Genomic DNA, 14,834 nt, shown 5'->3' with positions numbered 1-14,834 from the left:
GCTACGTCCGCTCCGCCCGCAAAAGCGGCCAGAACGCCCTGACCACGGTCCCCGCGATCCTCGGCCTGTTCACCGGAACCCACCTGGAGCCCCAGCCCAGCACCCGGCTGACCCCGTCCCGTCCCCGCGAGCCGCGCTGTCACCCACGCGGCCCACACTCGCCCCGCTCGTCCGGCTCGACCAGGGCCAGTAACGCCCAGGCATGGTCCCGGGTCGGGATCAGCAGCACGTCTGCGCCCGCCTCACACCCCTGGTGCCGACTCAGTTACAACATGCGTCATCTACAACATGCGTCATCGCCAAAGTCGCCAACCCAGCCCATCGACGAGTCGGATGCGGTTCGCATGCCGGCGACATGGTCGTCCAGACGGGGCTCGAACCAGCTGTCGACGCCCTGACCAGCACCGTTCCACGGTGCTGAATCTCAAGCGATAGATCGTGAACCACATTCACCCAGGTCAAGGGCATGATCAGAGAGAGGGTGGGGCGGGTGAGACTCGAGCCCCGGGATGCCACGCGGAGCTCGGCATCCCGGGGCTCGGGGAGTCCTCCCCCGGTGGACATCGCGGCCCGCCAGGAACCGACCGATGGCCGGCGAACACGGTGGGCCGGTCGGGTGGCCGGGGTCAGGTGGCCGAGGTCTGCGCAAGCAGCCCCTCGAGCGCCGGGCCCACGATCCGCTTGAACATCCGTCGGGTCCGGGTCCGGTCCAGCATGCCGACCTCCAGGTTGGCGGCCGCGAGGACCCGCTCGCCGTTCTGCGGCAGGCCCGGGGGCACCCCGACGGTCAGGGCCTGCACCGCGACGCGCAGCGCCTCGGCGAGCGGCTGGCCGTCCCGGTGATGCTCCTTCAGTGACGTCGTGACCTGCTCGGAGGCGCCACCGATCGCGACGAAGCCCCGCTCGTCGGCGATCGACCCGTCATAGGTCAGCCGGTAGATCTGGTCGTCGGCGATCGAGGTGCCGACCTCGGCGACGACGATCTCGACCTCGTAGGGCTTGACGCTCTCGCTGAAGATCGCACCGAGGGTCTGCGCGTAGGCGTTGGCGAGCGCGCGGCTGGTCACGTCACGCCGGTCGTACATGTAGCCACGCGAGTCCATGAGACGGATGCCCGCCGTCCGCAGATTCTCGAACTCGTTGTACTTGCCGACCGCGGCGAACGCGATGCGGTCGTAGATCTCACTGATCTTGTGCAGGGTCGCCGACGGATTCTCGGCGACGAACAGGATCCCGTTCTCGTAGGTGAGGACGACGACGCTGCGACCCCGCGCGATGCCCTTGCGCGCGTACTCGGACTTGTCGCGGACCTGCTGTTCGGGGCTCGCGTATCCGAACGGCATGGTCACGTCAGCCTCCCGAGTTCGTCGAACGGTCCGCGATGATGGCCGTCACCACTGGTTCTATCTCATCGTCGGCATAGCGACGGTAGCCGTCCGCCGTCACGACCGCGACGATCGGGTACAGCTTGCGGATTACGTCCGGCCCGCCGGTCGCCGAGTCGTCGTCGGCGGCGTCGTAGAGGGCCTCGACGCTGATCCGGACGGCGTCGTCCTGGCTGAGATCGGACCGGAACCGCTTCTTCAGCGAACCCTTCGCGAACACCGAGCCCGAACCGATCGACTCGTACGTGCGCTCCTCCGACTTCGCCGCCGCGATGTCGTAGGAGAAGATCCGCCCCTTGCCCGTGTCGAGGTCGTACCCGGCGAACAGCGGGACGACGGCGAGGCCCTGCAGGGCCATCGGCAGGTTTCCCTTGACCATGGCCGCCAGCCGGTTGGCCTTCGCGTCCAGGCTCAGCGTCGACCCCTCGATCTTCTCGTAGTGCTCCAGCTCCACCTGGAACAGCCGGATCAGCTCGGCGCCGACCCCGGCAGTGCCGGCATACCCCACACAGGAGTAGTCGTCGGCGTGATGGACCTTCTCGACGTCCCGCTGAGCGATCATGTGCCCCTGTGTCGCGCGCCGGTCACCGGCCATGATCACGCCACCGGGAAACGCCACCGCCACGATCGTCGTGCCGTGCGCCACCTCGGTGACCGGCCCCGGCAGGCCACCCCGGGCCCCCGGCAGCAGGTGCGGCGCCGACCGCGACAGGAAATCGGCGAACGACGATGTTCCCGGCGTCATGAACACAGCCGGTAGGCGCCCGGCGGCCCCCAATGGATCAGCCACGCATCCCCCTTCCGATAGTCGGTCACGTGAGCCGCGCGCCCGGGGCGTCCCCGAGGCTCCCGGCCCGACGTTACAGATGAAGCACAACATAGGGCTATCGCCCCCCGAAGCGGGCGGGCAGGCCGGTCGAACGAGTCAGCAGGGAAGGCGGTCACGGCCGCGCGCGCGGCCCGCCGACCTGCGCCGGGGCACGCGGGCGGTGCGGCGCCGGGCCCCCGCGGCACGCGGCCTCACCCGGCGGCGTCGACCCCGCCAGAGCTACCACCGCCGGGCGTCATCCACGACGCCCGATACCACTGGCTACCGGCCCGCCGGTTACCGGACGGCCGGCTACGGACCGCCGGCTACGGACCGCCGTTACTGGCCGCCCTTCTGGACATAGCCCTTCACGAACTCCTCGGCGTTCTCCTCTAGGACGTCGTCGATCTCGTCGAGCAGGGAATCGACGTCCTCGGAGAGCTTCTCGTGCCGCTCCTTGAGGTCGGAGGCACTCGTGTCCTCGGTCGCGACGTCGTCGATCTCCTCCGCCCGACGGTCCGCGTGTTGCTGCCCGCCGCCGCTGTCCCTGGTGGCCATGAAGCCCTCCTTCGATCGCCTGGCGCGACACTATCCCGCCCCACCGACACCATCCGTTCGATCGGTGAGAGGTCCACTCCATCACGAACCGGCCGTTCCGTCGCGACGTCCGCCCAGGGCGCAACGTGAACCCCCTGCCAGGGATCCGGCGCCGGCTCTCCCGACCGGGATCGGCGCCGGCTCTCAGCGGCCGGCGAGCGCGTCCACCAGATCACTCGCCGTGGGGCAGCGGGTGAGCAGCTCGCCCACGTGCGCCTTCGTGCCGCGCAGCGGCTCCAGCGTCGGCACCCGCTGCAGCGAGTCCCGACCGATGTCGAAGATGACCGAGTCCCAGGACGCGGCGGCGACCTGCTGCGGGTAGAGCGCGAGGCAGCGGCCCCGGAAGAAGGCGCGGGTGTCCTCGGGAGGCTCGGTCATCGCCCGGGTGACCTCCTCCTCGCTGACGACGAGATCGAACCGGCCCCGGGCCACCAGGCGGTTGTAGAGGCCCTTGTCCGGACGGACGTCGTGGTACTGCAGGTCGACGAGCTCCAGCCGCGGCGAGTCCCAGGCCAGGCCGTCCCGCGACCGGTAGCCCTCCAGGATCGACAGCTTCGCGACCCAGTCGAGCTCGCGGACGCAGCTCATCGGGTCGACCTCGAGGCGGCCAAGGATCGACTCCCAGCGGGAGAGCATGTCGGCGGTCTGGCCGTCGACGTCGGCACCGAACCGGTCCTCGACGTACTTGCGGGCCTGCTCGAAGTACTCCATCTGCAGTTGCACCGCGGTCATCCGACGACCGTCGCGCAGAGTCACCAGATGCTTGAGGGACGGATCGTGCGAGATCGCCCGCAGCGCCGCCACGGGCCCGTCCACCGACAGGTCCGCGGTGAACCAGCCGTCCTCGATCATCGCGAGGACCAGGGAGGTCGTTCCCACCTTCAGGTAGGTGGCGACCTCGCTCATGTTCGCGTCGCCGATGATGACGTGCAGCCTGCGGTACTTCTCCGGGTCGGCGTGCGGCTCGTCCCGGGTGTTGATGATGGGCCGCTTCAGCGTGGTCTCGAGCCCCACCTCGACCTCGAAGAAGTCGGCCCGCTGGCTGATCTGGAACCCCGGCTCTCGGCCGTCGATGCCGATCCCGACCCGCCCGGCCCCGCAGACGACCTGACGGGAGACGAAGAACGGGGTGAGGTTGCGGACGATCTCCCCGAAGGGCGTCGACCGTGCCATCAGGTAGTTCTCATGGCATCCGTACGAGACGCCCTTGTTGTCGGTGTTGTTCTTGTAGAGGTAGACCGGCTTGGAGCCGGGCACAGACAACGCCCGGCGGGCGGCCTCGGCCATCACCCGCTCCCCGGCCTTGTCCCACAGCACGACGTCGCGAGGGTTGGTGACCTCGGGCGAGGAGAACTCCGGGTGCGCATGATCGACATAGAGCCGCGCCCCACTGGTCAGGATGACGTTGGCCAGGCCGAGATCGTCCTCGTTGGCCGGGGCGCTCGGATCGACCGCCGGCTCGCGGGGCAGTTCGAAGCCCCGGGCGTCGCGCAGCGGTGACTCCTCCTCGAAGTCCCACCGGGCGCGGCTGCCCGACGCCGACGTTCGACTGGCATACGAGTTCACCACCAACGACGAGGCCAACATCTGATTGGTGTTCGGCTGACCGGGCACCGATACGCCGTACTCGGTCTCGATCCCCATGATCCGGCGCGCGCTCACTCTGCAAGCGTAGGTGCTGCACGGGCGGCCGGTTGGCCGGACGTCTGCCTTGTTTGCTCTGGGCCGCTCGGGATGACACGTCCGCTGCCACGCCTATCGTCAGAATTCGGTGGCGGCACGGTAGTCCGACCGACCGGCGTTCACCGAGGATGCGGGCGGGGGGATACACCCAGGGGTGCCAGTGCCGCAATGCCCAGAGCACCGCCGCGATGCCACCCAGAGCAGCGCCACCCAGAGCATCGCCGCGGGCCCCGGGGCCAAACGGCCCCGGGGCCCGCGGCGCTGGCTCGGGTCCCGCCGTCGGGCGGGCCCCGAGCCCCTTACAGGTACTGGCCGTTACAGGTTAGCGGCCGTTACAGGTTAGCGGCCGTTACAGATACTGGCCGGTGTTCGCGATCGTGTCGATCGAACGGCCGGCCTCGGTACCCTTCGTTCCGGTGACAAGCGTGCGGATGTAGACGATCCGCTCACCCTTCTTGCCGGAGATCCGGGCCCAGTCGTCCGGGTTGGTCGTGTTCGGGAGGTCCTCGTTCTCCTTGAACTCGTCCATGCAGGCGGCGAGCAGGTACTGCATGCGCAGCCCCTTCTGCCCGCCCTCGATGTGCTCCTTGACCGCCATCTTCTTGGCCCGGGCGACGATGTTCTCGATCATCGCACCGGAGTTGAAGTCCTTGAAGTACAGGACCTCCTTGTCGCCGTTGGCGTAGGTCACCTCGAGGAAGCGGTTCTCCTCGCTCTCCGCGTACATCCGCTCGACCACGCGCTGGATCATGGCCTGAACGGTCGCCTCCCGGTTACCGCCGAACTCGGCCAGGTCATCCGGGTAGAGCGGCAGCTCCGGCACGACGTACTTGGCGAAGATGTCCCGAGCCGCCTCGGCGTCGGGCCGCTCTACCTTGATCTTCACGTCGAGCCGACCCGGCCGCAGGATCGCCGGATCAATCATGTCCTCGCGGTTGGACGCGCCGATCACGATGACGTTCTCAAGCTGCTCGACGCCGTCGATCTCGCTGAGCAGCTGCGGGACGATAGTGTTCTCCACGTCCGAGGACACCCCCGAGCCACGGGTCCGGAAGATCGAGTCCATCTCGTCGAAGAACACGATCACCGGCATCCCCTCGGACGCCTTCTCGCGCGCCCGCTGGAACACCAGCCGGATCTGCCGCTCGGTCTCGCCGACGAACTTGTTGAGCAGCTCGGGACCCTTGATGTTCAGAAAGAACGCCCGACCGGTGCCCTGGCCGGTCTTCGCCTCGACCTTCTTGGCCAGCGAATTGGCGACCGCCTTGGCGATCAGCGTCTTGCCGCAGCCGGGCGGGCCGTAGAGCAGCACACCCTTCGGTGGCTTGAGCTGATGCTCCCGGTAGAGCTCCTTGTACAGGAACGGCAGCTCGACCGAGTCCCGGATCGACTCGATCTGGCTCTTCAGGCCGCCGATCTGTTCGTAGCCGATGTCGGGAACCTCTTCGAGGACGAGCTCCTCGACCTCGGACTTGGGAATCCGCTCGAAGGCGTAGCCGGAACGGGATTCGATCAACAACGAGTCCCCGGACCGGATCGGTCCGTCGAGCAGCGGCTGGGCCAGCATGACCACCCGCTCCTCGTCGGTGTGACCGAGCACCAGCGCCCGGTCCCCGCCCTCGAGGACCTCTTTGAGTAGGACGATCTCACCCTGCCGCTCGAACGCGCGCGTCTCGACCACGTTCAGCGCCTCGTTGAGCATGACCTCCTGGCCGGGCAAGAGATCACTGATGTTGACGCTCGGCGACACGGTCACCCGGAGCTTTCTGCCCTGAGTGAACACGTCGACGGTGCCGTCGTCGTAGGAGGAGACAAAGATCCCGTAGCCGCTGGGCGGCTGCGCGAGCCTGTCGACCTCCTCCTTCAGGGTGACGATCTGGTCTCGCGCCTCGCGGAGGGTCGCGACGAGCCTGTCGTTCTGTCCCGTGACAGCCGACAACTCCGCCTGGATCTCCGCAAGCCGTTCCTCCAGCACCCTGAGCTGCCTGGGCGATTCGGACAACCTACGCCGCAGCATGGTCACTTCCTCTTCCAGGAAGGCGACCTGCGTCGTGAGCTCGTGTGTTTCCTTCTCGTACGCCGACCGCCGTGATTCGGCATCACCTGGACGACCCGTGCTCCCACCGGAGCCAGAGCCCGAACGGGGACCGGACACTGCGCCTCCACCTCCCCCGTGCTGACCGGGACGCACCCACACTACCGTTGTGACCGCCGCTGGCAGGCCGGTCGGGCAAGGACGATCCAGCTTTGCCGTAAACAGCGGGTTACGGTGCCATGCTGACAGAAGATCGGAGCCCTGTGGCAACTCCAGCGAAGCCGGGCGTTTCGGCAGACCTGCGGGTAAGGATCGACCAAGATGCCTGCACCGGTGACGGTCTGTGCGTGCAGCTCGCTCCCGCCGTCTTCGAGTTCGACGTCGACGGTCTGGCCTACGTCAAGGACAGCGCGGGCGAGCTGCAGATGCAGCCCGGCGCCTACGTCCCGGTGCCGCTGCCGCTCGTCGACGCGGTGGTCGATGCGGCCGACGAGTGCCCGGGGACGTGCATCTACGTGGAACGCCCCGACGGCACGCTGGAGGCCGGCGGGCCCGTCGGCTGACGACTGGCCCGCCCGGCCGGCACACTCGCGACCACGGCCTGCCCCATGGAACCCCATGGGAATGGCCTGCCCCCTGGGACCCCATGGGATACGTCACATCGGCTGGATCGTCGCCGACCCTGGGTCGGCATCCCGGGACCGGTCGGTCTCGGACCCGGTCTCGGAGCTGGGCTCGGACCCGGGCTCGAGGCCGATCGGCGCGCCCTTCGCCGGCCGGCGGCGGCGCACCGGAGGAGTGACCCCCTCGGCGAGGCGCCGCGCGGTCACCAGGAAACCGGTGTGGCCGACCATGCGGTGACCGGGCCGCACGGCCAGACCCTCGACATGCCAGTCCCGCATCATCGACTCCCACGCCGCGGGCTCCGTGAACGTACCGTGCGCCCGTAGCGTCTCGACGATCCGGGAAAGCTGGGTGGTGGTAGCGACGTAGGCACAGACCACCCCGCCGGGCACCAGCGCCGCGCTGACGGCGTCAACGACCTCCCAGGGCGCGAGCATGTCGAGGACGGCCCGGTCGACGTCACGCTCGGTTGTCTCGGCCAGGTCCCCGACCAGCACGGTGTGGGCGGGATGCGGGCCGCCGAAGAACGCCTCGATGTTGCGCCGGGCAATCTCGGCGAAGTCCGCGCGCCGCTCGTAGGAGACCAGACGCCCGGAGTCGCCGATGGCACGCAGCAGCGAGCACGACAGCGCCCCGGACCCGACGCCGGCCTCCAGCACCCGGGCGCCCGGGAAGATGTCCGCATAGGTGACGATCTGCGCCGCGTCCTTGGGGTACACCACGGTCGCCCCGCGCGGCATGGACAGCACGAAGTCGACGAGCAGCGGACGCAGCGCCAGGTAGTCGGTGCCACCCGTGCTGGTGACGACGATCCCCTCCGGCCGGCCGAGCAGGGCGTCATGCTCGACGGCTCCCCGGTGGGTGTGAAACTGCCTGCCCGGTTCGAGGACGACGGTGTGCCGGCGCCCCTTGGGATCGGTCAGCTGCACCCGGTCGCCCTTGGTGAACAGGCCCCGGCGATGAGCGGCGCCGGTCGGGGGCGGAGCGTAACCGCCGGCCAGGGACGGCACCTCCCCCGGGGACACCGGCTCGTCGGGCGGGGCGCTCACCGGGACGCCACCATGCGGGCGGCGGCGGCCGGATCGATATGGGCGACGAGATCCACCATCGCGAGCACGCCGACCGGGCGGCCCGCCTGCTCCACGAGGTACTCCGACGCCGGCACCCGCTGCACAGCCGCCAGCAGGGCCTCGCCTTCCAGATCGGCGTCGAGGACCATGCCGGGCGAGATCACCCGGCTCACTTCATCCACGGTCATCCAGGGTCTCCGATGCTCCGGCAGCGCGTCGACCGCGGAGCCATTCATGATCTTCAGGGGACTGCCGTCACGGTCGATCACCGCGACGGCGGTGGCGCCGACCTCCTGGGCTCGCCGCAGCGCCTCCGCCAGCGGGACGGCACCCTCGACGGGCAGCGTCCGGCGCGCAAGGCGGCCGGCGCACAGGCCAGGCAGCCGCTCCCGCACCTGCGCGGCGCGCAGCGACTGGTAGGCCGCGAACGCGAGGAAGCCCGCCAGGGCATAGGTGTACACCATGCCGATGCCGTCGGAGGTCGACGCACCCCAGACGACCAGGCCGGCGGCGACGACGAACCCGCCGTAGGCACCGGCCCGCAGCCCCCGCAGCTTGTCGCGCGTCAGGCCCCACACCGCGGCGACGACCACCCGTCCACCGTCCAGCGGGAGGCCGGGTGCCAGGTTGAAGAGGAACAACGCGATGTTGATGAGTCTGAGATCGTGCAGGACCGCGCCGGCATCGCTGGTGTCGTCGAGGCCGAGCAGGCCGAGGTGACAGCCGGCGGCCAGCACCCCGTTGACCGCCGGGCCGACGAAGGCGATCAGGAACTCGCGGCCGGCGCTGCGGGGCTCCGGCTCAAACTCGGTGAACCCGGCGAAGCCGTGCAGGGTCACGGACCGCACGGTGTGACCGAACGCCAGCGCCGTCAGAGCGTGACCGATCTCGTGGGCGAGCAGGGAGGCCAGGAAGCCGATAGAGATCAACGAGGAGAGCGCGAGGATCCGCCCGTCGGACGCCAGCGGCAGCCGGTCGCGGATCGAGCCGGAGAGCAGGTAGGCGACGAGGACGGCAAAGACGATGGCGAACGGCGAGATGACGATGGGAACGCCGCGGATCCGCCCGACCAGCACGCCGGGGGGGCGCTCACTCGGAGCCTGCCCCGCCGGGCTCGCGCCGCCGTGGGCGCTCGAACCCGCGCCGCTCGAACCCGCGCCGCCCGAACCCGCGCCGCTCGAACCCGCGCCGCCCGAACCCGCGCCGCCGTGCTGATCCGCCATGGATCCGATGCTACGGACCATACTCCGACCCGTCGTCCGGGACCGAGTGGCAAAGATGTCGGTGGGGGGATCTAGGGTCCAGGACATGACCTCGACGCAGCGCTCTCCTGCCATCCCGGGACCGGTGGCGTCGGCCGCGCCCCGGCCGTTGATTGGTTCACTGTCACCGTCGCGGGCGGCGGACTTCGTCAACTGTCCGTTGCGCTACCGGTTCCGGGTCGTCGACCGGCTCCCCGAGCCGCCGAGCGAGGCCGCGACCCGCGGGACTGTGGTGCACGCGGTCCTGGAGAAGCTGTTCGATCTCCCGGCGTCCCGGCGTACCCTGCAGGCCGCACGGGAGCTGGTCGAGCCGGCCTGGGATACGGTGCGCGCCCGCGAGCCGGCGGTCGATGCGCTGTTCGGTGGCCGCGACGAACTGGCGGCGTGGTTGGAGTCGGCCCGCGAACTGCTCGCCGGGTACTTCGCGCTGGAGGATCCGTCACGGCTGGCGCCGGTGGCCCGCGAGCTGTACGTCGAGCACGTGCTCGACTCCGGCCTGCGGCTGCGGGGCTACCTGGACCGGCTCGACGAGGCGACCACGGCGCAGGGACCCGCCCTGCGGGTGGTCGACTACAAGACCGGCCGCTCGCCCGGTCCGGCGTTCGAGAGCTCGGCGATGTTCCAGATGAAGTTCTACGCCCTGCTGCTCTGGCGGATCCGTGGAGTGCTCCCGCGCGAGCTGCGGCTGTACTACCTCGGCGACCGCACCTGGCTGCGGGCCACCCCCGACGAGGCCGACCTGCGGGCCACCGAGCGGCGGATCGAGGCCCTGTGGGCGGCGATCGACCGCGCGCACCGCACCGGGGACTGGCGCGCCACCCCGAACAGGCTGTGTTCCTGGTGCGACCATCAGGCTCGATGCCCAGCCTTCGGCGGCACCCCACCACCGCTACCGCAGCAGACATCCATGGTGCCGCTCGACGAGGCCGCCCCCACCGTCTGCGAGGCGGACGGCTGATGGCGGTCTCAGGCCGGGCCCCGTCCGGCCCCCGTTCCCCGCGGACAGCCCGTTTACGGTGCCGGCATCCTCAGCTCGCCGGAGGCGGTGGCTCCACCGGGCCTCCTCGGGGGCACTCCAGATCACCCGATTACCAAAAGTAATATCGATCGGACCTTCAGTGCTGCCAGCGGTACAGTCGGCGACGGCGAGATGCCGATCATCGTTCAGTCGTTGGGGAGATCGACCACGGTAGCCGAACGGCCGCCCCAGGTCAGTCGGGGCCGAGCGCAGGCAGGACAGGCACGACGTGTCGAGAGAGACCGTGTCGAGAGACGTCGAGAGAGACCGTGTCGAGAGAGACACAGCGCGCCGCGAGGGAGAGGACATCACGATGGCCCGACGGACCGGATCGTCCCGAGGCGGGAAGCGGGGCGCGGTCGCGGGCAGCCCGCCCGGCCGGGAGGACCGCGGGTCGCGGCCCGGCGAGTACGGTGCCGGCCGCGACGGCCGGGCTCCCGAGCACCCGGGCGGCCGGCGAGAAGACGGACCGGACGCCGCACCCGCGGCCCGCGCCGCCAAGCTGACGAAGGTCTATGGCTCCGGTGATACCACCGTCACGGCACTGCGCGAGATCAACCTGGCCTTCCCCCGCGGCCGATTCACCGCAATCATGGGGCCGTCCGGGTCGGGGAAGTCGACGCTGATGCACTGCCTGGCCGGGTTGGACACAGTCACCCGGGGACGGGTCTTCATCGGCAATGTGGACCTGTCCCGGCTGTCCGACAAGCAACTGACCCAGTTGCGTCGCGACCGCATCGGGTTCATCTTCCAGCAGTTCAACCTGCTGCCCACGCTGACCGCGGCCGAGAACATCACGCTGCCGTTGAGCATCGCCGGGCGTTCGCCGGACCGGGCCTGGATGCGCACCGTCGTTGACGCGGTCGGTCTCGCACCGCGGTTGAAGCACCGGCCGAGCGAACTCTCGGGCGGTCAGCAGCAACGGGTTGCCTGCGCGCGGGCACTGGTCACCCGGCCGGAGATCATCTTCGCCGACGAGCCGACCGGCAACCTCGACTCCCGGTCGGGAGCCGAGGTGCTGTCGTTCCTGCGTGACTCGGTCTCCGAACTCGGGCAGACAATCGTCATGGTCACCCACGACGCGACGGCGGCGTCCTACTCGGACGAAGTGATCTTCCTTGCCGACGGTCGACTCGTTGACGCGATCGCGAACCCGACCGCGGAGGAGGTGCTGGACCGGATGAAGCACCTCGACGCCGCCGCGGACGGCTCGGCGGCCGACGGCGAGATCGCTGACGGCCGGGACGGTGGCTTCGAAGAACACGACGCCGACAGGCGCACTCCCCGCTACCGCGACGACCATAACGACACCGACGGTCGCTACGGGCCTGCCGGTGGCTACGACGACTACGTCTACCCAGACCAGGTCTACCCGGACCAGCCGACCTACGGGCGGGACGAGCACGATCCCTATCAGAGCCATTACCCGGAGCGGCGCACCGGCCAGTTCGAGGCAATCCCCGCCCCGGACCTCGGGCCCGACGCCGGTGGGCAGCCGGCCTCCAGGCGGGTCGGCGGCACGCGCCACGGTGAGGAGTACCACTCCGGCCGCTCCCACCACCGGCCGGTGCCGAGGCCTGGCGGCGGGCCTCCACCCACCGACCCCGGCCGCACCGGCGGTTTCGGTCCTCGCCCCGGCCATGTTGACGGCTCCGGCCATGTCGACGGCCCCGGCCGTGTTGACGGCGGACGGGACAGTTACCACCCGGATGGCACGGAGCCGGCGGGCTGGACCTGAGCCGATGCTGCGCGCCACCCTCAAGAGCCTGCTGGCCCGCAAGGTCCGGCTGGTGCTCTCCATGCTGGCGGTCGTCGCCGGGGTGAGCTTCGTGACCGGGACCCTGGTCCTGACCGACACCCTCAACCGGACGTTCGACACCCTCTTCACCAACATCAACAAGAACGTCAGCGTCGCCGTGCGCTCGGTCAACGCGATCGACCCGACGAGCGACGTCGGCCGCCCGCCGCTGCCGGCCTCGCTCCTCCCCACCGCCGCCGGAGTGGACGGGGTGCGGGTGGCGGTCGGCAAGGTCAACGGCCAGGCCGTCCTCGTCGACCCGGCCACCGGCAAGCCCTCGAACACCAACAGTGCACCGGGGATCGGTATCAGCTGGACCGGGGGTCAGCCCACCTCGGCGGAGGAGATCGCCGAGGGTCGCCCGCCCGGCCCCGGGGAGATCGTCGTCGACCGGGCGACCACGGAGAAGCTCCACCTGCCGCTCGGGGCAAAGATCTCGGTGCAGACCAAGGGTCCGCCCGCGCAATACACCCTGGTCGGCACCTTCCGGATCGGCGGTCAGGACAGTCTCGGGGGCGCCGCCATCACCGCGTTCGACACCGCCACCGCCCAGCGGGTCCTGCTCGCGCCCGACCGGTTCAGCGCGATCCACCTGGCCGCCGAGCCCGGCCTGACCCAGGAGGAGCTGCGGGCCCGAGTCGCCGCCGCGCTCCCGCCGGGTGTCGAGGCGATCACCGGCAGGCAGTTGGCGGATGAGAGCGCCAGTGCCGTGCAGAACGCCGTCAGCGGCTTCTCCACCTTTCTGCTGATCTTCGCCGCCATCTCGGTCTTCGTTGGCGCCTTCATCATCTTCAACACCTTCACGATGCTCGTCGCCCAACGGGTGCGGGAACTGGCCCTGCTGCGAGCGATCGGGGCGAGCAAACGTCAGGTCCAGATGTCCCTGCAGGTCGAAGCGGCGCTGGTCGGCTTCGCCGGGGCCACTGCCGGCCTGGTGGCCGGCGCGGGGCTCGCGCTGCTGCTGCGCGCCGCCGTCGGTGTGTTCGGCGTGGAGCTGCCCAGCGGTGCGCTGGTCTTCCGCTCCCGCACCGTCGTGATCGCCTACACCGTCGGTGTGCTCATCACCGCCGCGGCGGCGTTCGTGCCAGCCCGCAAGGCCGCGTCGGTACCACCGATCGCGGCGATGCGGGAGACCTACGTACTGCCGACCCGCTCGCTGCACTCCCGGGCGATCGCCGGGTCGGTGCTCACCGCGCTCGGCATCGTCCTGATGATCCTCGGCACTGCCTCGGCGGGCAAGCCGGGAGCCACCGCCGTCGGGGTGGGCGCGGCGGGGATCTTCCTCGGCGTCGCCACCCTCTCACCGCTGCTGTCCGGACCGATCATCCGGGTCCTCGGCGCACCGTTGGCGAGGATGTTCGGGGCCACCGGCCGGCTCGGCCGGGAGAACGCGATGCGCAACCCGCGCCGGACCGCCTCCACCGCCTCCGCGTTGATGATCGGACTCGCCCTGGTCAGCGCCTTCTCCGTGCTCGGACAGTCGATCAAGGAGTCGGTGCGGGAGACAGTGTCGAACAGCCTCGGCGCCGATTTCTACCTGACTCCCCAGAACTTCGGGCAGGGATTCAGCGGTGAGGTGGCTCGCGAGCTGGCCGGCAAGCCCGGCATCGAGATCGCCACGGGTCTTCGGGGCGGCCTGGTGAAGATCTCCGGGCAGAGCTCCCAGGTGCTGGCCGGCGACCCGGCGGGCCTGGTCAAGATGCTGGCCATCAAGGAGGTGACCGGTGACGTCCACGCCCTCGGCGACGGCACGATCCTGGCCGAGGACTCCACCGCCGCGGACCACCAGCTACGGGTGGGGCAGAAGGTCCCGGTCACCTTCGCTGACGGCCGCGCGGAGCTGACCCTGGTGGGCACCTACAAGAAGAGCCAGGTAGCCGGTAAGTGGATCATCTCCACGAGCGAGTTCGCCCGGCATTCCACCGATGACCTCGACCTGTTTGTCCTGGTGAAGAGGGCGAGCGGGGCGGACCCGGCGATGGTCCGGGCCGAGATCGCCACGGTGGTCAAGTCGTTCGCCACCGTGGCGGTCCGGGACCAGTCCGAGTTCGTCGCACAGCAGGAGAAGCAGGTCGACCAGCTGCTCGGGTTCATCTACGTGCTGCTGGCCTTGGCAGTCGTCATCGCGCTGTTCGGCATCGTCAACACCCTGGCGCTCTCGGTAATCGAACGGACCCGGGAGATCGGTCTGCTGCGTGCGGTCGGCATGACGCGGTCGCAGATGAGGCTGATGGTCATCCTTGAATCGATGATCATCTCGGTCTTCGGAGCCGTGCTGGGCGTCGTCGTCGGGAGCATCTTCGGCTGGGCGCTGACGAAGGCGCTGGCCTCCCTGGGAATCAGCACGTTCGCCTACCCGGTACGGACGATCCTGCTCGTGGTCCTCACCGGGGCGATCCTCGGCGTGCTCGCCGCCGTCTTCCCCGCCCGGCGCGCCGCCCGCATGGACGTCCTGCGCGCCATCTCCGCCGTCTGACCCAGCACCCACCAGCACCGGCCAGCACCCGGAACGGGCGAATCTGGGGGAGCAAGGCACGGTCCCGGCCCCGCGAAC

The 14,834-nt window shown here is 69.8% G+C and carries 11 protein-coding genes; 4 read left to right on the top strand and 7 right to left on the bottom strand.

The window, feature by feature from the left end:
- Positions 1-626: 626 nt before the first annotated feature.
- From prcA to arc, 5 genes are all read right to left on the bottom strand, one after another.
- Positions 627-1,349, bottom strand: coding sequence for a proteasome subunit alpha (gene prcA / locus AC08OP_RS09410; RefSeq protein ID WP_023841072.1), 723 nt, complete (start codon positions 1,347-1,349; stop codon positions 627-629).
- A gap of 1 nt (position 1,350) precedes the next feature.
- Positions 1,351-2,175, bottom strand: a complete 825-nt coding sequence (prcB, locus tag AC08OP_RS09405; protein WP_476613837.1) for a proteasome subunit beta — start codon at positions 2,173-2,175, stop codon at positions 1,351-1,353.
- A gap of 357 nt (positions 2,176-2,532) precedes the next feature.
- Positions 2,533-2,751: a ubiquitin-like protein Pup gene (locus AC08OP_RS09400; protein WP_476592864.1), complete on the bottom strand. Its 219-nt coding sequence runs from the start codon at positions 2,749-2,751 to the stop codon at positions 2,533-2,535.
- Positions 2,752-2,934: 183 nt separating this feature from the next.
- Complete coding sequence (gene dop, locus AC08OP_RS09395) at positions 2,935-4,452, bottom strand: depupylase/deamidase Dop (protein WP_476592863.1); 1,518 nt, start codon at positions 4,450-4,452, stop codon at positions 2,935-2,937.
- A 370-nt stretch (positions 4,453-4,822) separates the two neighbouring features.
- Positions 4,823-6,628 carry a proteasome ATPase gene (arc, locus tag AC08OP_RS09390; RefSeq protein ID WP_476613836.1) on the bottom strand — a complete coding sequence of 602 codons (1,806 nt, stop codon included), beginning with the start codon at positions 6,626-6,628 and terminating at the stop codon, positions 4,823-4,825.
- Between the two features lie 119 nt (positions 6,629-6,747).
- Between arc and AC08OP_RS09385 the strand changes: the two genes are divergently transcribed.
- The gene (locus AC08OP_RS09385) at positions 6,748-7,071 is read left to right on the top strand and encodes a ferredoxin (protein WP_476613835.1); all 324 of its coding nucleotides are present in this window, start codon (positions 6,748-6,750) and stop codon (positions 7,069-7,071) included.
- 93 nt (positions 7,072-7,164) lie between these two features.
- On the opposite strand, the gene AC08OP_RS09380 is transcribed toward AC08OP_RS09385, so the two are convergent.
- Together AC08OP_RS09380 and AC08OP_RS09375 are read right to left on the bottom strand one after the other, a co-directional pair.
- On the bottom strand, positions 7,165-8,181 hold the full coding sequence (locus AC08OP_RS09380; protein ID WP_476613834.1) for a tRNA (adenine-N1)-methyltransferase: 1,017 nt from the start codon (positions 8,179-8,181) through the stop codon (positions 7,165-7,167).
- Positions 8,178-9,425, bottom strand: coding sequence for a zinc metalloprotease (locus tag AC08OP_RS09375; protein WP_476613833.1), 1,248 nt, complete (start codon positions 9,423-9,425; stop codon positions 8,178-8,180). The genes AC08OP_RS09380 and AC08OP_RS09375 overlap by 4 nt, the downstream gene beginning before the upstream one ends.
- Positions 9,426-9,510: 85 nt before the next feature.
- Between AC08OP_RS09375 and AC08OP_RS09370 the strand changes: the two genes are divergently transcribed.
- The 3 genes from AC08OP_RS09370 (at position 9,511) to AC08OP_RS09360 (ending at position 14,756) form a co-directional block, all read left to right on the top strand.
- Positions 9,511-10,422, top strand: a complete 912-nt coding sequence (locus AC08OP_RS09370) for a RecB family exonuclease (RefSeq protein WP_476613832.1) — start codon at positions 9,511-9,513, stop codon at positions 10,420-10,422.
- 373 nt (positions 10,423-10,795) lie between these two features.
- The gene (locus AC08OP_RS09365) at positions 10,796-12,220 is read left to right on the top strand and encodes an ABC transporter ATP-binding protein (RefSeq protein ID WP_476613831.1); all 1,425 of its coding nucleotides are present in this window, start codon (positions 10,796-10,798) and stop codon (positions 12,218-12,220) included.
- A gap of 4 nt (positions 12,221-12,224) precedes the next feature.
- A complete protein-coding gene (locus AC08OP_RS09360) occupies positions 12,225-14,756 on the top strand; it encodes an ABC transporter permease (RefSeq protein ID WP_476613830.1) in 2,532 nt (843 codons plus the stop codon).
- Positions 14,757-14,834 lie beyond the last annotated feature (78 nt).

This window comes from Frankia sp. CeRuru1 (assembly GCF_977966315.1).
Note: the sequence above shows the minus strand (reverse complement) of the source record. Positions and strands in the feature narration are given on the sequence as shown.